Annotated in this window: 16 protein-coding genes; all 16 read left to right on the forward strand. The window is 65.0% G+C overall.

Features of this window, described 5'->3' with window-relative positions; genetic code table 11:
• Positions 1–194 precede the first annotated feature (194 nt).
• Positions 195–4,109: a DUF3683 domain-containing protein gene (locus ACF8LI_RS24950; RefSeq protein WP_016445668.1), complete on the forward strand. Its 3,915-nt coding sequence runs from the start codon at positions 195–197 to the stop codon at positions 4,107–4,109.
• Entirely contained in the window at positions 4,109–4,564 is a 456-nt protein-coding gene (locus ACF8LI_RS24955; protein ID WP_392413487.1) for an HIT family protein, read from the forward strand. Before ACF8LI_RS24950 ends, ACF8LI_RS24955 begins: the two co-directional genes overlap by 1 nt.
• Positions 4,565–4,574: 10 nt before the next feature.
• A complete protein-coding gene (locus tag ACF8LI_RS24960) occupies positions 4,575–4,997 on the forward strand; it encodes a gamma-butyrobetaine hydroxylase-like domain-containing protein (RefSeq protein ID WP_016445670.1) in 423 nt (140 codons plus the stop codon).
• A 239-nt stretch (positions 4,998–5,236) separates the two neighbouring features.
• Positions 5,237–5,968 (forward strand): bifunctional demethylmenaquinone methyltransferase/2-methoxy-6-polyprenyl-1,4-benzoquinol methylase UbiE, encoded by a 732-nt coding sequence (ubiE, locus tag ACF8LI_RS24965; RefSeq protein WP_012207259.1) that lies wholly within the window; start codon positions 5,237–5,239, stop codon positions 5,966–5,968.
• 53 nt (positions 5,969–6,021) lie between these two features.
• Positions 6,022–7,044 carry a Tim44 domain-containing protein gene (locus ACF8LI_RS24970; protein WP_016445672.1) on the forward strand — a complete coding sequence of 341 codons (1,023 nt, stop codon included), beginning with the start codon at positions 6,022–6,024 and terminating at the stop codon, positions 7,042–7,044.
• Between the two features lie 30 nt (positions 7,045–7,074).
• Complete coding sequence (locus ACF8LI_RS24975; RefSeq protein WP_026062830.1) at positions 7,075–7,713, forward strand: SCP2 domain-containing protein; 639 nt, start codon at positions 7,075–7,077, stop codon at positions 7,711–7,713.
• Entirely contained in the window at positions 7,710–9,275 is a 1,566-nt protein-coding gene (gene ubiB, locus ACF8LI_RS24980) for a ubiquinone biosynthesis regulatory protein kinase UbiB (RefSeq protein WP_016445674.1), read from the forward strand. Before ACF8LI_RS24975 ends, ubiB begins: the two co-directional genes overlap by 4 nt.
• A gap of 58 nt (positions 9,276–9,333) precedes the next feature.
• The gene (locus ACF8LI_RS24985; protein ID WP_312840596.1) at positions 9,334–10,782 is read left to right on the forward strand and encodes a sodium:solute symporter family protein; all 1,449 of its coding nucleotides are present in this window, start codon (positions 9,334–9,336) and stop codon (positions 10,780–10,782) included.
• 176 nt (positions 10,783–10,958) lie between these two features.
• The gene (locus ACF8LI_RS24990) at positions 10,959–12,977 is read left to right on the forward strand and encodes a hypothetical protein (RefSeq protein ID WP_392413485.1); all 2,019 of its coding nucleotides are present in this window, start codon (positions 10,959–10,961) and stop codon (positions 12,975–12,977) included.
• A gap of 219 nt (positions 12,978–13,196) precedes the next feature.
• Complete coding sequence (locus ACF8LI_RS24995) at positions 13,197–13,514, forward strand: FmdB family zinc ribbon protein (RefSeq protein WP_016445677.1); 318 nt, start codon at positions 13,197–13,199, stop codon at positions 13,512–13,514.
• A gap of 16 nt (positions 13,515–13,530) precedes the next feature.
• Positions 13,531–14,154 carry a DUF502 domain-containing protein gene (locus tag ACF8LI_RS25000; protein ID WP_016445678.1) on the forward strand — a complete coding sequence of 208 codons (624 nt, stop codon included), beginning with the start codon at positions 13,531–13,533 and terminating at the stop codon, positions 14,152–14,154.
• Between the two features lie 41 nt (positions 14,155–14,195).
• Positions 14,196–15,998: an aspartate--tRNA ligase gene (aspS, locus tag ACF8LI_RS25005; RefSeq protein ID WP_016445679.1), complete on the forward strand. Its 1,803-nt coding sequence runs from the start codon at positions 14,196–14,198 to the stop codon at positions 15,996–15,998.
• A gap of 78 nt (positions 15,999–16,076) precedes the next feature.
• Positions 16,077–16,892: a curli production assembly/transport component CsgG gene (locus tag ACF8LI_RS25010; protein ID WP_392413483.1), complete on the forward strand. Its 816-nt coding sequence runs from the start codon at positions 16,077–16,079 to the stop codon at positions 16,890–16,892.
• 8 nt (positions 16,893–16,900) lie between these two features.
• Positions 16,901–17,377, forward strand: a complete 477-nt coding sequence (gene nudB / locus ACF8LI_RS25015; protein ID WP_392413513.1) for a dihydroneopterin triphosphate diphosphatase — start codon at positions 16,901–16,903, stop codon at positions 17,375–17,377.
• Between the two features lie 27 nt (positions 17,378–17,404).
• Positions 17,405–18,175: an endonuclease/exonuclease/phosphatase family protein gene (locus tag ACF8LI_RS25020; RefSeq protein ID WP_016445682.1), complete on the forward strand. Its 771-nt coding sequence runs from the start codon at positions 17,405–17,407 to the stop codon at positions 18,173–18,175.
• 129 nt (positions 18,176–18,304) lie between these two features.
• The gene (gene folE / locus ACF8LI_RS25025) at positions 18,305–19,027 is read left to right on the forward strand and encodes a GTP cyclohydrolase I (RefSeq protein ID WP_016445683.1); all 723 of its coding nucleotides are present in this window, start codon (positions 18,305–18,307) and stop codon (positions 19,025–19,027) included.
• Positions 19,028–19,068: the final 41 nt, after the last annotated feature.

A 19,068-nucleotide genomic window follows, 5' to 3' on the forward strand; every position in this document is an offset into this window, starting at 1 on the left:
TTTGTGCTCTTTCTGTATAAGGCCGGTTCGCCGGGGCGTGTCTGCCCCGTGGTGTTGGCGAGGGCTGGCGTCTCAGGGCAAGACGGCGAGCCGCCCAGAGCCCCGTAGGAAGCGGGCCTTCGAGGGGCTCGCTTAAAATTGCGCTCCCACTTGGCTTAGCGGCGCCCCTAGAGCGCCAGACACGGTCTACCCCCATGAATGTACCGATTGCGTTGGCGGCCCTGCAGGCACAGGCAGCCGAACCTGCACGTCTGCGAGAGATTCCCTACAACTACACCTCGTTTTCCGATCGCGAGATCGTGATCCGCCTGCTGGGTACTTCCATGTGGGATGTGCTCAACCAGCTGCGCCAGGAGCGGCGCACGGGCCGCTCCGCCCGCATGCTCTACGAGGTGCTGGGGGACATCTGGGTCGTCCAGCGCAATCCCTACCTGCAGGACGACCTACTGCACAGCCCCGATCGCCGCAAGGCGCTGGTGGAAGCCCTGGAGCACCGCCTGGGCGAGATCGACAAGCGCCGTGCTCCGCAGCAGGACCCCGTGCGCGATGCGCTGGTGGGCCAGCTGGTGGATGCGGCGCGCCGCGCCGTGCATGAGTTCAACGCCACCTTCGTCGAGGCCGAGCAACTGCGCCGCCGGGTGCAAAAGAGCCTGGGCCGCCACACGGCCAAGGACAACATCAAGTTCGACGGCCTGTCGCGCGTGGCCCATGTGACGGACGCCACCGACTGGCGCGTCGAGTATCCCTTCGTCGTGCTCACCCCCGATACCGAAGCCGAGATGGCCGCCCTGGTGCGTGCCTGCATCGAGCTGCGCCTGACCATCATTCCGCGCGGCGGCGGCACGGGCTACACGGGCGGCGCGATCCCGCTGACCTGGCGCAGCGTGGTGATCAACACCGAAAAGCTCGAGGCCATGACGGAGGTGGAGATGCGCCGCATCCCCGGCGTGGACCACGAGGTGCCCACCATCTTCACCGAGGCCGGCGTGGTCACGCAGCGCGTGGCCGATGCGGCCGAGCGCGCGGGCTTCGTCTTCGCCGTGGACCCCACATCGGCCGAGGCCTCGTGCATCGGCGGCAACGTCGCCATGAATGCGGGCGGCAAGAAGGCCGTGCTCTGGGGCACGGCGCTGGACAACCTGGTGTCCTGGCGCATGGTCACGCCCGATGCGCAGTGGCTGGAAGTCACGCGCGTGGGCCACAACCTCGGCAAGATCCATGACGCCGAGATGGCCAGCTTCGAACTGCAGTACTTCGAGGCCGATGGCAAGACCCCCATCCGCAGCGAGCGGCTGGACATTCCCGGCCAGAAATTCCGCAAGGAAGGCCTGGGCAAGGACGTGACCGACAAGTTCCTGTCGGGCCTGCCCGGCATCCAGAAGGAAGGCTGCGACGGCCTGATCACCAGCGCGCGCTGGGTGGTGCACCGCATGCCCGAGCACACGCGCACGGTCTGCATGGAGTTCTTCGGCAACGCCAAGGACGCCGTGCCCAGCATCGTCGAGATCAAGGACTTCATGTTCGCCGAGCAAAAGCGCTCGGGCGTGCTGCTGGCCGGCCTGGAGCACCTGGACGACCGCTACCTGAAGGCCGTGGGCTACGCCACCAAGAGCAAGAAGGGCAACGGCCATCTGCCCAAGATGGTGCTGCTGGGCGACATTGCCGGCGACAACGCCGACGATGTGGCCCGCGTGGCCGCCGAGGTGGTGCGCATCGCCAACTCGCGCAACGGTGAAGGCTTCACCGCCGTCAGCGCCGAGGCGCGCAAGAAATTCTGGCTGGACCGCAAGCGCACGGCCGCCATCTCGCGCCACACCAACGCCTTCAAGATCAACGAAGACGTGGTGATCCCGCTGCCCCGCATGTGGGAGTACACGGACGGCATCGAGCGCATCAACATCGAACTGTCGCTGCGCAACAAGCTCAAGCTGTGCGACGCGTTGACGGACTTCTTCCAGCACGGCGACCTGCCCCTGGGCAAGCAGGACGATGCGGGCGACATCCCTTCGGCCGAACTGCTGGAGGACCGCGTGCAGCAGGCCCTGGCCCTGGTGGCCGACGTGCGCACGCTGTGGCAGGGCTGGCTGGACAACGTGGAAAACCTCTTCCAGCAACTGCAGGATCACACGCTGCGCGCGAGCTGGAAGACCCAGCTGAAGGCGCCCATGGCCCAGATCTTCGCGGGCGCGGCCTTCCAGCCGCTGCTGGCCGAAGTCAATGCCATTCACCAGCGCGTGCTCAAGGGCCGTGTCTGGGTGGCGCTGCACATGCACGCCGGCGACGGCAACGTGCACACCAACATTCCGGTCAACAGCGACGACTACGAGATGCTGCAGACCGCCCATGAGGCCGTGGCGCGCATCATGGTGCTGGCCCGCCATCTGGACGGGGTGATCTCGGGCGAGCACGGCATCGGCATCACCAAGCTGGAATTCCTCAGCGACGACGAACTGGCGCCCTTTGCCGCCTACAAGCAGCGCGTGGACCCCGAAGGCCGCTTCAACAAGGGCAAGCTGATCCGCAACGAGAAGCTGCAGGCCGTGGTGGGCCAGAGCCATGACGGCCGCTCGCCGCGCGAATCGCTGATGTTCGCCGACCTGACCAACGCCTACACGCCCAGCTTCGGCCTGATGGGGCACGAGTCGCTGATCATGCAGCAAAGCGACATCGGTGCCATTGCCGACTCGGTCAAGGACTGCCTGCGCTGCGGCAAGTGCAAGCCCGTGTGCGCCACCCACGTGCCGCGCGCCAACCTGCTGTACAGCCCGCGCAACAAGATCCTGGCGACCTCGCTGCTGGTCGAAGCCTTTCTGTACGAGGAGCAGACGCGCCGCGGCGTGTCGCTGCGCCACTGGCAGGAGTTCGAGGACGTGTCGGACCACTGCACGGTCTGCCACAAGTGCTTCAACCCCTGCCCGGTGAAGATCGACTTCGGCGACGTGACCATGAACATGCGCAATCTGCTGCGCAAGATGGACAAGAAGAGCTTCCGGCCCGGCAACAAGCTGGCCATGGCCATGCTCAACGCCACCAATCCGGACACCATCAAGTTCATGCGCTCGGCCATGGTTGGCGTGGGCTTCAAGGCCCAGCGCCTGGCCTCCGACGTGCTCCACAGCCTGGCCAGGAAGCAGACCCAGCATCCGCCGGCCTCGGTGGGGCGTGCGCCGCTCAAGGAGCAGGTGATCCACTTCGTCAACAAGAAGCTGCCGGGCGGCCTGCCCAACAAGACGGCGCGTGCCCTGCTGGACATCGAGGACAAGGACTACGTGCCCATCATCCGCAGCCCGCAGACCACGAACGCGGACACCGAGGCGGTGTTCTACTTCCCCGGCTGCGGCTCCGAGCGCCTGTTCAGCCAGGTGGGCCTGGCCACCCAGGCCATGCTCTGGCATGCCGGCGTGCAGACCGTGCTGCCACCGGGCTACCTGTGCTGCGGCTATCCCCAGCGCGGCAGCGGCCAGTTCGACAAGGCCGAGAAGATGATCACGGACAACCGCGTGCTCTTCCACCGCGTCGCCACCACGCTCAACTACCTGGACATCAAGACCGTGGTGGTCAGCTGCGGCACCTGCTACGACCAATTGCAGGGCTACGAGTTCGGCAAGATTTTCCCGGGCAGCCGCATCATCGACATCCACGAGTACCTGCTGGAAAAGGGCGTGACGCTGCAGGGCAAGGAGGGCTACCTCTACCACGACCCCTGCCACTCGCCCATGAAGCTGCAGGACCCCATGAAGACCGTCAAGGCCCTGGTCGGCGACGGCGTGATCAAGAGCGAGCGCTGCTGCGGCGAATCGGGCACGCTGGGCGTCACGCGCCCCGACATCTCCACGCAGATCCGCTTCCGCAAGGAAGAGGAACTCAAAAAGGGCGAGGCCGCGCTGCGCGCCAGCGGCGCCCTGGCCGAGAAGGACAACGTGAAGATCCTCACCAGCTGCCCCAGCTGCCTGCAGGGCCTGTCGCGCTACGGCGGCGACATGAACAACGGCCTGCTGGAGGCCGACTACATCGTGGTCGAGATGGCGCGCCAGATCCTGGGCGAGAACTGGATGGCCGAATATGTTCAGCGCGCCAACGCCGGCGGCATCGAACGGGTTTTGGTCTGATGGCTGCTTCCGCTTCCTGCCCCCTGTGCGCCACAGAAGGCGGCCTGCCCGTCTGGCGCGGCCGGCGCCTGCGAGTGATTCGCGCCCAGGAAGAGGGCTTCCCGGCCTTCTACCGCGTGGTCTGGAATGCGCATGTGGCCGAGTTCTCCGACCTGGATGCCGCCGACCGCCAGCACTGCATGGATGCCGTGGTCCTGGTCGAGCGCGTCTTGCGTGAGCGCCTTGCGCCGGCCAAGATCAACCTGGCGGCGCTGGGCAACATGGTGCCGCACCTGCACTGGCATGTGGTTGCGCGCTTCGAATGGGACAGCCATTTCCCGGGCTCGGTCTGGGCTGCTGCCCAGCGCCCGCGCAATGGCGAGCGCGAGGCCGAGGTGGCAGCGCGCTTGCCAGCCATAGAAACGGCGCTGTCGCAGGCATTGGATGCCTGGCAGCAGCACCCCGCCACTGAATGAGGAGCACCGCATGGCCGGCCTGACCCCTGACACCCCAACTCCCGAAGCCCTGACCGTGCACGGCGCATCGCGCGTGCTGGAAGTGGCCTATTCCGATGGCGCAAGCTTTCGCATTCCCTTCGAGCTGCTGCGCGTGTACTCCCCCTCGGCCGAGGTGCAAGGCCATGGCCCGGGCCAGGAAGTGCTGCAGACCGGCAAGCGCGACGTGGCCATCACGGCCATCGAGCCCGTGGGCAACTACGCCATCAAGCCCTTCTTCAGCGACGGGCATGAAAGCGGCCTGTACACCTGGGAATACCTCTACGAACTGGGCCGCCGCCAGGACGAGTTCTGGACCCAGTACCTGGACCGCCTGCAGGAATCCGGCATGGACCGCGACACCCCCATGCCCGGCAAGGCCGGCGGCGGCGGGCACGGCTGCGGCAGCCACTGACGCAGTACGCACGCAGGGGCCGGGGCGCGGCGTCTGCCGCGCCGTTCCCGCAGCGCCACATTCAGGACCTTTGCACAGCACAGGGTTATTGGGGGTGGTGCTATATTAAAAATAGCTTGAAAGTCTTTGTTTAAAGGCGTTTCAGGCTGTTTGTTCTTGATAACCCTTGCCCGGCAAAGCCCGTGGCCACACGGGGTTGTCGCTGTACGCATTACTACTGCTTGCTTAGCATCGTTGTTATGAGCACCACACATTTCGGATTCCAGTCGGTGGACGAGCGCGAGAAGGCCAGCCGCGTGCGCGGCGTGTTCGACTCGGTCGCTTCGCGCTACGACGTCATGAACGACCTGATGTCGGGTGGTCTGCACCGTGCCTGGAAGGCCTATACGGTGATGGTGGCCAACCTCAAGGAAGGCGACAAGGCGCTGGACATCGCGGGCGGCACGGGCGATCTGGCCCTGGCCTTCGCCAAGAAGGTCGGCTCCACCGGCCAGGTGGTGCACACCGACATCAACGAAGCCATGCTGCGTGTGGGCCGGGACCGGCTGATCAACAAGGGCGTGATCCTGCCCACCATGGTCTGCGATGCCGAGGCCCTGCCGTTTCCGGACAACCATTTCGATCTGGTCAGCGTGGCCTTCGGCCTGCGCAACATGACGCACAAGGATGCGGCGCTCAAGGAAATGAACCGCGTCCTGCGCCCCGGCGGCAAGCTGCTGGTGCTGGAATTCTCCAAGGTGGCCAAGCCCCTGGAGAAAGCCTACGACTGGTACTCCTTCAAGATTCTTCCGGCCATGGGCAAGCTCGTGGCGGGCGATGACGCCAGCTACCGCTATCTGGCCGAGTCCATCCGCATGCACCCCGGCCAGGAAGATCTCAAGCGCCTGATGCAGGAATGCGGCTTCGGCCATGTGGACTATCACAACATGACGGGCGGCATTGCCGCGCTGCATGTGGGAATCAAGTGCTGAGCGCGTGAGGTGCTCGGTGAGGTGACGGCAACACGATTATTCGAGGAGATGACATGAAAAAGCTATGGTCTATGGTCTTGGTCGCAATGCTGGTGGTGGTCCACGGCACGGCCGACGCCAAGCGCATGGGCGGTGGCGGATCGGTGGGCAAGCAGTCGAGCAACGTGACGCAGCGTGAAGCCGCGCGCGCGCCGACACAGAACACGCCGCCGCAGAACGCCGCCACACAGAACGCTGCAGGCAAGCCGGCCACTGCACCGGCAGCCGCTCCCGCCAAGAAGCCCTGGGGCGCCATGCTTGGCGGCCTGGCCGCTGGCCTGGGCCTGGCCTGGCTGGCGAGCTCGCTGGGCCTGGGCGCCGCCTTCGGCCAGTTCCTGCTGATCGGCCTGCTGGCCCTGGTCATCATGGTGGTGGTGGGCATGGTCATGCGTTCGCGCCGTGCAGCGGCTGGCGCGCAGCAGGCATCGTCCAGCCCCTTTGCCTTCCAGAACGCAGCGCCTGCCGGTGCCGGCAACATCGGTGGCAACGTGGACAGCGCACCGCTGGCACGCCAGTACAACCCCGAGAAGGTCGGCAACGACGCATCGGCCCGTCCCTGGGAGCAGAACCATCAGCCGGCCGCCCTGGCTGCAGGCTCGGGCTCCGGCGTGCAGATCGGCTCGGCCCTGGCAGGCTCGCAGAACTGGGGTGTGCCTGAAGGCTTCGATACCGAGGGCTTCCTCACCGCTGCCAAGCGCAACTTCGTCACGCTGCAATCGGCCTGGGACCGCTCCGACATCGCGTCGCTGCGCGCCATGATGACCGACGAGATGCTGACCGAGATCCGTGGCCAGCTCAGCGAACGCGAGGCCCAGCGTCCCGGCCAGCCCAACCAGACCGACGTGGTCATGATCGACGCCCAGCTGCTGGGCATCGAGGACCTGGGCAATGACTACATGGCCAGCGTGGAATTCTCGGGCATGATCCGCGAGGACGCCTCGGCAGGTCCCACACCCTTCCGCGAAGTCTGGAACATGACCAAGCCCAAGAGCGGCAGCAGCGGATGGCTGGTCGCCGGAGTCCAGGCATTGCAGTAATTCCTCTCACTTCGGGAATAATCGGGGACTATGGCAACACAGTCCCCTTTTTCTTTCCTGAACGGCCTCATGGAACGCGTGATGGCCGGCCCGCAACCGCCGCAATGGCTGGTCAGCGAGGTGCATCAGCGCATCGTGCTGTTCCTCAACCATGTGCTGATGCAGGAAAAGGAGGCCACCGAGCGCCTGGTGCGGCAAAAGGGCCGCGTGGCGCGCGTGCAGTGGCGCGGCTACTCCATGGCCCTGCAGATCACGCCGGCCGGCCTGTTCAACGTGGCGCCTGAAGACGCGCAGCCCGATCTGCTGCTCGAAGTGACCGAGACCTCCGCACTGGCCCTGGCCCAGGTGGCCCTGCGCGGCGACAAGCCCTCCATCCGCATCGAAGGCGACGTGCAACTGGCCGCCGACATCAACTGGCTGGTGGACCACGTCGAATGGGATGTGGAGGAAGACCTCGCCCGCATCATCGGCGATGCGCCCGCGCACACCGTGGCCAAGGTGGCCCGCAGCGCTGCCCAGGCACTGCGCCAGTTCGTGGGCGCCCGCATGGCCGGCAAGCCCGATGCCGATGCCCCCGCCCCTGAAGCCGCACGTTCGGCAGCGCCCGCCAGCGCGCCCGTTGGTTCCCCCGTGGTGTCCCTGCCCGGTTTCGAGAACGACAAGCCATGAGCCGGTTTCTTCGCGGGCTGACCATCCTCTGGGTGGTGTTCCGCTACGGACTCGACGAGCTGGTGCTGTCGAGCTTCGAGCATCCCTGGATGCGCCGCGCACGCGCGGTGCTCACCCTGGGCCGCCGGCTGGACAAGCCGCGCGGCCAGCGCCTGCGCGAGGCGCTGGAGGAGCTGGGCCCCATCTTCGTGAAGTTCGGTCAGGTGCTGTCCACGCGCAGCGACCTGATGCCGCCCGACGTGGCCGAGGAGCTGGCCCGGTTGCAGGACCGCGTGCCGCCCTTCGATTCGCAGATTGCGGTGGACACCATAGAGCGTGCCTTCCGCAAGAAGCTGGACCAGATCTTCGTGAGCTTCGAGCGCGAGCCGGTGGCCAGTGCCTCCATCGCGCAGGTGCACTTTGCCGTGATCAGCGACCGCAACGGCGTGCAGCGCGATGTGGCCGTCAAGGTGCTGCGCCCGGGCATGAAGGCCGTGATCGACAAGGACCTGGCGCTCATGCACATGATGGCGCGCTGGGTCGAGCGCCTGTCGGCCGACGGCAAGCGCCTCAAGCCCCGCCAGGTCGTGGCCGAATTCGACAACTACCTGCACGACGAGCTGGACCTGATCCGCGAAGCCTCCAACGCCGCGCAGCTGCGCCGCAACATGGAAGGCCTGGACCTGGTGCTGATCCCCGAGGTGTACTGGGATTTCTGCCGCAACGACGTGATGGTCATGCAGCGCATGAAGGGCGTGCCCATCAGCCAAGTCGAGCGCCTGCGCGAGGCCGGGGTCGACATCCCCAAGCTCGCACGCGACGGCGTGACCATCTTCTTCACCCAGGTGTTCCGCGACGGTTTCTTTCACGCCGACATGCACCCGGGCAACATCATGGTCAGCCTGGAGCCCGAGACCTTCGGGCGCTATATCTCGCTGGACTTCGGCATCGTCGGCACGCTGACCGAGTACGACAAGGAATACCTGGCGCAGAACTTCACGGCGTTCTTCCGTCGGGACTACAAGCGCGTTGCCGAGCTGCACATCGAAAGCGGCTGGGTGCCGCCGAGCACGCGCGTGGACGAGCTGGAAGCCGCCATCCGCGCGGTGTGCGAGCCGTATTTCGACCGTCCGTTGGCAGAGATCTCGCTGGGCATGGTGCTGATGCGCCTGTTCCAGACCTCGCGCCGCTTCCATGTCGAGATCCAGCCGCAGCTGGTGCTGCTGCAAAAGACGCTGCTCAACATCGAAGGCCTGGGCCGCCAGCTGGACCCCAATCTGGACCTGTGGAGCACCGCCAAGCCCTTCCTCGAAAAATGGATGCTGGACCAGATGGGCCCGCAGCGGCTGTGGCGCGAGCTGCAGGCCGAGGCGCCGCGCTACGCCAAGCTCATTCCCGAGCTGCCGCGCCTGATCCATCGCCGGCTCACGCGCAACTCCGGCGAGCACGACGAACTGCTCAAGGAACTGCTGCAGCAGCAAAAGCTCACCAACCGCCTGCTTCAGGCCATCGTCAGCGCGGGCATAGGCTTTGTGATCGCGCTGATCCTGCTGCAACTGGTGGTGCGCCTGCGCTGGTACTGAGAACACCGACGGGTTTCAAGCCCTCTGACTTTTCCCACTTTGAATCAGGAGTGCCAGCGTGCTGCTCTCAATGGTGATCGCCTACCTGTTCGTGACCATAGCCATTGGCCTGTGGGCGGCCAGGCGGGTCAAGAACACGGCCGACTTTGCAATTGCCGGGCGCCATCTGCCCATGTACATGATCATCACCACCACGTTTGCCACGTGGTTCGGCTCGGAGATCGTGCTGGGCGTGCCCGCCAAGTTCATCGAGGGCGGCCTGCGCGGCGTGGTCGAGGACCCGTTCGGCGCGGGCATGTGCCTGATCCTGGTGGGCCTGTTCTTCGCGGGCAAGCTGTACCGCATGACGCTGCTGACCATCAGCGACTACTACCGCCACCGCTATGGGCGCTCCATCGAGATCGTCTGCTCGCTGATCATCATGCTCAGCTACCTGGGCTGGGTCTCGGCCCAGGTCACGGCGCTGGGCCTGGTTTTCAACCTGCTGTCGGGCGGTACGGTCAGCATTCCCGTGGGCATGGCCATCGGCGTGGTGTCCATCCTGGCCTACACGCTGTTCGGCGGCATGTGGTCGGTGGCCGTGACCGATTTCCTGCAGATGATCATCCTCGTGGTCGGACTCGTGGTACTGGCCTGGTTTGCGGGCGACATGGCCGGTGGTGCCGACAAGGTCATCGACCTGGCCGTGAGCCGCGACTTGTTCCAGTTCTGGCCCGAACCCAGCTGGCATGACATCCTCTTCTTCTTTGGCGCGGCCATCACCATGATGCTGGGCTCCATCCCCCAGCAGGACGTGTTCCAGCGCGTGATGTCGGCCAACAGCGAAAAGGCCGCCACGCGCGGTACCGTCATCGGCGGCACGGCCTATATCTTCTTTGCCTTCGTGCCCATGTTCCTGGTGACCAGCGCGCTGATCATCATGCCGCAGGAGGCGGCGGAACTGCTCGGGCAGGACCCGCAGAAGGTGTTGCCCACCCTGGTCATGGACAAGATGCCCTTCGTCATGCAGGTGCTGTTCTTCGGCGCGCTGCTGTCGGCCATCAAGTCCTGTGCCTCGGCCACGTTGCTGGCACCCAGCGTGACTTTCACCGAGAACATCTGGCGCCAGTTCCGCACCCAGGCCAGCGACCGGGAAATGCTGCTGGCCATGCGCATCAGCGTGCTCGTCTTCAGCATCTGCGTGCTGGCCTACTCGATCAAGATGGAAGGAACGCCCATCTATGAGTTGGTCTCCAGCGCCTACCAGGTGCCGCTGGTCGGTGCCTTCGTACCGCTGGTTTTCGGGCTGTACTGGAAGCGCGCCACCACGCAGGGCGCCATTTGCGCCGTGGCACTGGGCATTGGCGTGTGGGTGGTCGTCATGGCCACGCCGGCTTTGCACGAGGCATTTCCGCAGCAATTGGCCGGACTGCTGGCGGCTGTGACGGGGATGTTGGCCGGGTCACTGGCACCCCAGTGGCTGGCCAATCGCAGCGCAGACATTCTTGAGTTCAGGCCCGAAAGGTAAACGCATGCCTGAATGTGACCTGAAAAACAATTGATCACAATTATCGATAGTTATTTTCTATAAAGTTGGCGCTTGGGATCATGGAGGTCCCAAGATGCTGACATGTGCGGTATGAAGCACAGATCCTGACAGTACGGCGGACCTCCGAAATCAAACGCTTGGGAGGAAGCACTGTCATGAGAACACTGGAACTGATTGCGAAGACTTGCCGGCTGAGGCTGCGGACTGCTGCCGGCGTCCGATTGCGATGGGGAGGGCTTGGAGGCGCCTTGCTTGTGCCAGCCCTGTGCGGCCAGGTGGCAATGGCTGCACCTAGGATCCCGGTCGCGCCGGTCATCGTCTGGAGCGAGGATTTCGAAAACCCGCAGACACCCCCCATCGCCACGGAGGGGCGGGATCTGCTGGCCTACCAGGGCGCGGACCCTGCGGGGCAGACGTACACCGCCGACCCCCTGTACCGGATGAGCGCCAACCAGTGCAATGGCATAGTCACGTCCTTCAGCCAGGATCCGAATTCGGCGGCCATGATTGCGGCGTGCGCTGTCCAGGGCAATTGGAACAGCCTGCAGCAGATGGCCGAGGTCGTCGGGCGCTATCAGGGCCAGAGTGCGGCGGCTGCACGCAACAATCACGTCATGGCAATGCTTACAGCGAATGGGACCTTTCCTGCTGGCGCAATTGCCTTTCGCACCGCCACCAATATTGCACAAAGTGCCAGCAGCAGATTTCTCACGGCCCGTACCGATGTGGTGGCGACCTTCTGCTCGTCGGGATTTACAGCCCCGCTGCTGCGCTTTTCTCTGATCAATGACGCTGGTACGGAACTGCCCATCTCCACGACCGCGATCAATCCATGCGTGGGTGGACAGTCATTCAATACAACACCTATCGGTGTTTCCGGCCCCCAGACCGCTGTGGCCCAGACAGTGACCTCTCCCGGAGCCCTGCTCTTCAGCGGAGCTTCTGTCGGGTTTGTTCTGCACAACGACCAGACCAGTTTCATGGGCAACGATTCGTCGATCGACAACGCGCAGATCATCGACGTGACGCCGCAGCTGGACAAGGCCTTCTCGCCTGCCAGCATCCAACTCGGGCAGGTCTCCCGGTTGACCATGACCATCACCAATACGACCGATCTGCTGCGCAAGCAAGGCTGGTCGTTTACCGACAACCTGCCTGCAGGACTGGTTGTCGAGGGCAATGCCAGCACCACCTGCCCCGGCACGAACGTGCAGGCAGCAGCAGGTGGTAGTACCGTGACTGTGTCCAACGGAGACCTGCCCCAGGGCGCCGCCTTTTGCGAGGTGAGCCTCGACGTGCGTCCGACCGCGACAGGCAGCTTCACCAACGGTCCTTCCAACCTCTCCCTGATCGGCCTGAACCAGCCGGCCACACTGGTTGTGCTGGTGGTTGAGCCAACGGCAGACATGCAGGCCACCTCCATCACGCTTCCCACGGCCATGACGGTGGGCGCACCAGTATCCGGCAGCTTCAGCTGCACCAATGCCGGTCCCAGTGATGCCACGGCGGCCTCGTGCGTGATCTCCGGCCTGCCCGCCGGGGCGACCACGTCCTGCACACCCAGCGTTCCCACGGCCTCGCCATTGGCATCGGGCGGCAGCATTGCCTGCACGGTGCAGTTCACGCCCACCACAACGGGCACCATCGCGGCCTTGGTGACGGCGAGCAGCAGCACCGTGGATCCGGTGCCGGCCAACAACACCAAGGCACACCCCTTCAATCCCGTGGAGCGGGCCGACATGCAGGCCACCAGCGTCACGCTGCCGGCCACCGCCAACGTGGGTGTTCCCGTGAAGGGCTCTTTCGTCTGCACGAATGCCGGCCCCAATGCGGCGGCCTTTGCCAATTGTTCCATCGCAGGGCTGCCGGCAGATGCCAGCACCTCATGCACGCCTGCGGTGCCGACAGGCACGCCGCTGGCCTCGGGTGCCAGCATTTCCTGCACGGTGAGCTTCACGCCCACCACGCAGGGCAGCCTCACAGCCACCGTGACGGCGGTCAGTGGAACCACGGACCCGGAGCCGGCCAACAATTCGCGTGACCAGGAGTTGGTGGTTGCTGCCGCGTTGGCGCCGGAGCCGGTCCCCGCCACCGGGGTGCCTGCCCTGGTGCTGATGGGCCTGGCCGTCATGCTGGCGGGCCTGGGAACGCAGCGAGGCCGGGTACGGCGCTGAGCACGGATGCGGCAAGCCCCCGGCAGCGGGGGTGGTCGGGCCTGATGGAATGCCAGTCTCCGCGACTGGCATTTCTCATTGAAGGCCACCAGTTGCCGGCCCTGTACGCGCGCCTTGTGGCCTGCCCCGCCTGGGCCATTGGGCTTGAGACAGCCGCAGTATCGGACGGATGCCTATAATCGAAAGTTTTGCATCTTCCCTCGTATTAGCATTAGCGCCATGCCTATTTATGCATACAAGTGTGGCTCCTGCGGTCATGCCAAGGACGTGCTGCGGAAAATCTCGGATGCCCCGCTGACGACCTGTCCGGCCTGCGGGGCCGAGACCTTCTCCAAGCAGCTGACAGCTGCCGGCTTCCAGCTCAAGGGCTCGGGCTGGTATGCGACCGACTTCAAGAACAGCGGTGGCAAGAGCGCCGCCGCACCGGCTCCCGCAGCCGATGCTCCTGCCTCGGATACTTCTGCCGCACCAGCGGCAACTGCGTCCGCGCCCGCTGCGGCCCCTGCATCTGCCTCCGCGCCCGCAACGGCCCATTGATCAAGGCTTGCATTTCATGTCCGCTCTGCGCAAATGGCTGTTCGCCGGCCTGCTGGTGATCGTTCCGCTGGTGATCACGCTGGGCGTGCTCAACTGGATCATCGGCACGCTCGACCAGACGCTGACCATCCTGCCCGAGGCCTGGCATCCGGATCGGTTGCTGGGCTTTCATATCCCCGGCTTCGGTGTCGTGCTGACGCTGCTGATCCTGCTCGTGGTCGGTGCGGCGGCCAGCAACTTCATCGGCCGCAAGCTCGTGTCCTGGGGCGATGCGGTGGTCAGCCGCATTCCTGTGGTGCGCTCCATCTATTCCAGCGTCAAGCAGGTGTCCGATACCGTGTTCTCGGACAGCGGCAATGCGTTTCGCACCGCCGTGCTGGTGCAGTGGCCGCGTGAAGGCGTCTGGACCGTGGCCTTCGTCACCGGCTCGCCCAGCGGGGAGGTTGCCGCCTACCTGCGCGACGAATACCTGAGCGTCTTCGTGCCGACCACGCCCAACCCGACGGGCGGCTATTTCGTCATCGTTCGCAAGAGCGATTGCATCGAACTGGAAATGAGCGTGGATGCCGCGCTCAAGTACATTGTTTCCATGGGCGTGGTGACTCCACCGGATCTCGCAGTGCCCGCGGAACCCAAATAACAAACTGTCGCGCCCTTGCCGGGCGCAGGAAGCTTTTCATCATGGCCATGCGCTCCCACTACTGCGGTCTCGTGACCGAAGCCCTGATGGGCGAAACCGTTACCCTGTGCGGCTGGGTGAACCGTCGCCGCGACCATGGCGGTGTGATCTTCATCGACCTGCGCGACCGCGAAGGCTATGTGCAGGTGGTCTGCGATCCCGATCGCGCCGAGATGTTCAAGACCGCCGAAGGCCTGCGCAACGAGTTCTGCGTGCAGGTCAAGGGCCTGGTGCGCGCACGTCCCGAAGGCACGACCAACGACAAGCTCAAGAGCGGCCAGATCGAAGTGCTGTGCCATGAGCTGAACGTGCTCAACGCCTCGGTCACCCCGCCGTTCCAGCTGGACGACGAGAACCTGTCCGAGACCGTGCGCCTGACCAACCGCGTGCTGGACCTGCGCCGCCCCTACATGCAGCGCAACATGATGCTGCGCTACCGCACGGCCATCCAGGTGCGCAACTTCCTGGACAAGGAAGGCTTCATCGATATCGAAACGCCCATGCTGGGCAAGAGCACGCCCGAAGGCGCGCGCGACTACCTGGTGCCCAGCCGCGTGCACGACGGCGAGTTCTTCGCTCTTCCGCAGTCGCCCCAGCTGTACAAGCAGATGCTGATGGTGGCCGGATACGACCGCTACTACCAGATCACCAAGTGCTTCCGCGACGAAGACCTGCGCGCCGACCGCCAGCCCGAGTTCACGCAGATCGACTGCGAGACCTCGTTCCTGGGCGAAGAGGAAATCCGCGCCATCTTCCAGCGCATGATCACCGAGGTCTTCAAGACCCAGCTGAACGTGGATCTGGGCGAGTTCCCGATGATGACGTACCAGGAAGCGGCCTTCCGCTTCGGCTCGGACAAGCCCGACCTGCGCGTCAAGCTCGAGTTCACCGAACTGACCGAGGTCATGAAGGACGTGGACTTCAAGGTGTTCTCCACACCCGCCACGACCAAGGGCGGCCGCGTGGTGGCACTGCGCGTGCCCGGCGGCTCGCAGATCTCGCGCGGCGAGATCGACCAGTACACCGAATTCGTCAAGATCTACGGCGCCAAGGGCCTTGCCTGGATCAAGGTCAACGAAGTGGCCAAGGGCCGCGATGGCCTGCAGTCACCCATCGTCAAGAACCTGCATGACGCGGCCCTTGCCGAAATCCTCAAGCGCACGGGTGCACAGGACGGCGACCTCATCTTCTTCGGCGCCGACAAGGAAAAGATCGTCAACGACTCCATCGGCGCGCTGCGCCTGAAGGTGGGCCACAGCGATTTCGGCAAGGCCAACGGCCTGTTCGAGGACCGCTGGGCGCCGCTGTGGGTGGTGGACTTCCCCATGTTCGAGCACGACGAGGAAAACGACCGCTGGGCGGCCGTGCACCACCCGTTCACCTCGCCCAAGGACGGCCACGAGGAACTCATGGTCACCGATCCGGGCAACTGCCTGGCCAAGGCCTACGACATGGTCCTGAACGGCTGGGAGCTGGGCGGCGGCTCGGTGCGTATCCACCGCGCCGACGTGCAGAGCAAGGTGTTTGACGCGCTCAAGATCTCGCCCGAAGACGCACGCGCCAAGTTCGGCTACCTGCTGGACGCGCTGCAGTACGGCGCCCCCCCGCACGGCGGCTTGGCCTTCGGCCTGGACCGCCTGATCACGCTGATGACGGGCGCCGACTCCATCCGCGACGTGATCGCCTTCCCCAAGACCCAGCGCGCCCAGGACCTGCTGACGCAGGCACCTTCGCCCGTGGACGAAAAGCAGCTGCGCGAGCTGCACATCCGCCTGCGCAATCCGCTGGCGGCCACGCAGGGCTGAGGAGCAGGCTTCACGGCTTGACAGGAACGGCAGGAGCTGGCGCAGCTTCTGCCGTTTTTCTTTTTGCGGAGAGCTTTCATGCGTTTTCAAGGCATTGCATCGGTGGCGCTGGCGGTGTCGGCAGGGCTGGGTCTGTCCGGTTGCGGCGAGAAGAAGACCGAGCTGGGGCAGGGCGGTTCGGAGATCACGGGCTCCGCCGGGCCGCTGGGGGCGAACAACGGGTCGCGCGAACTCGTGCGCTGCGATGCGCCCGTGGCCACGCTGGCCCTGGCCGAGAATCCCAACGGCTACGTCATGGGCTCGGGCTATCAGCTGCCGGCCTCGCCCGTTCCGCTGGTCAAGCTGCTGGCCCAGCAAAGCGGCTGCTTTCGCGTGGTGGACCGGGGAGCGGGCCTGCGCGGCACGGTGCAGGAGCAGGACCTGAAGAATTCCGGCGTGCTGCGCGAGAACTCCACGGTGCGCAAGGGCCGGGGCTACGAGGCCCAGTACACGCTGACGCCCAGCCTGACCTTCAGCGAGCAGGACGCGGGCCGCGGGCTGGCCGGCGTGGTCGCCATGATCCCGGTGCTGCGAGACATTGCAGGGCTGGCCGGCCTGGTCGAGCAGGTCAAGTTCAAGGAGGCGCAGACCGCGCTGCTGCTGTCGGACAACGAAACCACCGAGCAGGTGGCCGCTGCCACGGGTGCAGCCCGCACCACCGATCTGGGCGTGGGCGGCATGGTGCTGGGCCGCCTGGGCGCTGCGGGCGCGGGCTGGAGCAATACCAACGAGGGCAAGGTCATCGCCGCTGCCTTTCTGGATGCGCACAACCAGCTGGTCTTCCAGGTGCGCGCGCTGCGGGCCAAGGAGCTGCCACCGCCCGTGGCGACCAAGGCGGTCCAGGGCAAGGGCTGATGCCTGCCATGCCAGGCTACAAGATCCCTGAATCGGTGCTGGTCGTCATCCACCGTGATGACGGCCAGGTGCTGCTGATGCGCCGCACGGCACCGGCGCCTGAGGGCGGGGAGTTCTGGCAGTCGGTGACGGGCAGCAAGGACCATGAGGGCGAGTCCTGGCGCGAGACCGCGGTGCGCGAGGTGCGGGAAGAAACCGGCATCGATGCCGAGGCGCCCGGCTGCCTGCTGCAGGACTGGGCGCTGGAGAACATCTACACCATCTACCCTGCCTGGCAGCACCGCTATGCGCCCGGTGTATGGCACAACCGCGAGAGGGTTTTCGGGCTGCGGATTCCGTCCTACACCCCTGTGTTCTTGAATCCGAGGGAACATACCGCATCTGCTTGGCATCATTGGCGTGAGGCTGCCCAGCGCTGCTATTCACCGTCCAATGCGGAGGCCATCTTGCTGCTTCCACGTTTTTCCCCAACGAAGCCGGACTGAACCCCTCACCTGCGTTCCCGAACCGCCATGACTGAAAACGCGAATTCCCATCAGGTGGACCCCGGCCCGTCGATACTGCGCGTCGCGACCTACAACATCCACAAGGGCGTGCAGGGCATGGGTCCCGCGCGCCGCCTTGAAATTCACAACCTGGGCCACGCCGTGGAGCAGCTCGATGCCGACATCGTCTGCCTGCAGGAAGTGCGCAAGATGAACCACAAGGAGGCCGCGTACTTCGAGCGCTGGCCCCAGGTCTCGCAGGCGGAGTATCTGGCTCCCCTGGGCTATGAGGCCGTCTACCGCACCAACGCCTACACCCGCCACGGCGAGCACGGCAACGCGCTGCTGACCCGCTGGCCCGTGGTGGGCCACCAGCACGAGGACATCTCCGACCACCGCTTCGAGCAGCGTGGCCTGCTGCATGTGGAGGTGGAAGTGCAGAACCGGCGCGTGCACACCATCGTGGTGCACCTGGGGCTGATCCCCGGCAGCCGCGTGCGCCAGGTCTCCCAGCTCAAGCGCTTCATCGAGCGAGAGGTGCCGCCGGGCGCGCCCGTGGTGGTGGCTGGCGACTTCAACGACTGGGGTGGCCAGATCAAGCGCATGCTGGGCGGTTTCGGCCTGTACGAATACGACGAATTGCCCAGCGTGCCCACCTATCCCTCGCGCCTGCCGCTGGCCCAGCTGGACCACGTCTATGTGCGCGGCCTCACGCCGCTGGGCCTGCATGTGCCCAAGGGGCGCATCTGGTGGCGCATGTCGGACCATCTGCCGCTGATTGCGGAATTCCGCCTCTAGCCCTGGCCGCTCTGACACACGCCACTCTTTTGCTATTGTATTGATAGCTTTCGGGGCGGGCAGAACCTGCGTTTGGGTGGAAAATCCCTTGCGTGCCATGCTGCGGGTTTCGCTGTTACCATGCCAGCCATGTTCAGAGAACTCGTCGACATGAAACAAGACAGCCAGGCCGAGGGCACCCCCGTCTCGGTCAAGATCCGCGAACGACTGAAGCAGGCGCAAAAGCGCTTTCATGCGAACGACAACATCTCCGAATTCATCGAGCCCGGTGAACTCGAGCAGCTGCTCGACGAAGTCCAGGAAAAGATGCAGGGCGTGCTCGACAGCATGGTCATCGACACCACGCACGACCACAACACGCGCGCCACGGCGCGCCGCGTGGCCAAGATGTATGTCAACGAGGTGTTCCGGGGCCGCTATGTGGCGCAGCCCGCCATCACCGAATTCCCCAACGCCGAGCACCTCAACGAGCTGATGATCGTCGGCCCGATCACGGTGCGCAGCGCCTGCAGCCACCATCTGTGCCCGGTGATCGGCAAGATCTGGATCGGCGTGCTGCCCAACAAGAACACCAATGTCATCGGCCTGTCGAAGTACGCGCGGCTGGTGGACTGGATCATGGGCCGTCCCCAGATCCAGGAAGAGGCCATCATCCAGCTGGCCGACCTGATCCTCGACAAGACCCGCCCCGACGGCCTGGCCGTGGTCATGGAGGCTTCGCACTTTTGCATGTCCTGGCGCGGTGTGCGCGAGATGGACAGCAAGATGCTGAACTCCGTCATGCGCGGCGCCTTCCTCACCAACCCGGAACTGCGCCGCGAGTTCCTCTCGCTGGTGTCCAGCCGCAAGTAAATCCCCGGGGTGGCGTCCCCGGACGCCTCACACAACACCCC

It is taken from the genome of Delftia sp. WSY_12, assembly GCF_043104645.1.
Lineage (GTDB): Bacteria > Pseudomonadota > Gammaproteobacteria > Burkholderiales > Burkholderiaceae_C > Comamonas > Comamonas tsuruhatensis.

Coding starts and splice junctions, on each gene's coding strand:
- ACF8LI_RS24950 (WP_016445668.1), top strand. CDS start 195: ATGAATGTACCGATTGCGTTGGCGGCCCTGCAGGCACAGGCAGCCGAA.
- ACF8LI_RS24955 (WP_392413487.1), top strand. CDS start 4,109: ATGGCTGCTTCCGCTTCCTGCCCCCTGTGCGCCACAGAAGGCGGCCTG.
- ACF8LI_RS24960 (WP_016445670.1), top strand. CDS start 4,575: ATGGCCGGCCTGACCCCTGACACCCCAACTCCCGAAGCCCTGACCGTG.
- ubiE (WP_012207259.1), top strand. CDS start 5,237: ATGAGCACCACACATTTCGGATTCCAGTCGGTGGACGAGCGCGAGAAG.
- ACF8LI_RS24970 (WP_016445672.1), top strand. CDS start 6,022: ATGAAAAAGCTATGGTCTATGGTCTTGGTCGCAATGCTGGTGGTGGTC.
- ACF8LI_RS24975 (WP_026062830.1), top strand. CDS start 7,075: ATGGCAACACAGTCCCCTTTTTCTTTCCTGAACGGCCTCATGGAACGC.
- ubiB (WP_016445674.1), top strand. CDS start 7,710: ATGAGCCGGTTTCTTCGCGGGCTGACCATCCTCTGGGTGGTGTTCCGC.
- ACF8LI_RS24990 (WP_392413485.1), top strand. CDS start 10,959: ATGAGAACACTGGAACTGATTGCGAAGACTTGCCGGCTGAGGCTGCGG.
- ACF8LI_RS24995 (WP_016445677.1), top strand. CDS start 13,197: ATGCCTATTTATGCATACAAGTGTGGCTCCTGCGGTCATGCCAAGGAC.
- ACF8LI_RS25000 (WP_016445678.1), top strand. CDS start 13,531: ATGTCCGCTCTGCGCAAATGGCTGTTCGCCGGCCTGCTGGTGATCGTT.
- aspS (WP_016445679.1), top strand. CDS start 14,196: ATGGCCATGCGCTCCCACTACTGCGGTCTCGTGACCGAAGCCCTGATG.
- ACF8LI_RS25010 (WP_392413483.1), top strand. CDS start 16,077: ATGCGTTTTCAAGGCATTGCATCGGTGGCGCTGGCGGTGTCGGCAGGG.
- nudB (WP_392413513.1), top strand. CDS start 16,901: ATGCCAGGCTACAAGATCCCTGAATCGGTGCTGGTCGTCATCCACCGT.
- ACF8LI_RS25020 (WP_016445682.1), top strand. CDS start 17,405: ATGACTGAAAACGCGAATTCCCATCAGGTGGACCCCGGCCCGTCGATA.
- folE (WP_016445683.1), top strand. CDS start 18,305: ATGTTCAGAGAACTCGTCGACATGAAACAAGACAGCCAGGCCGAGGGC.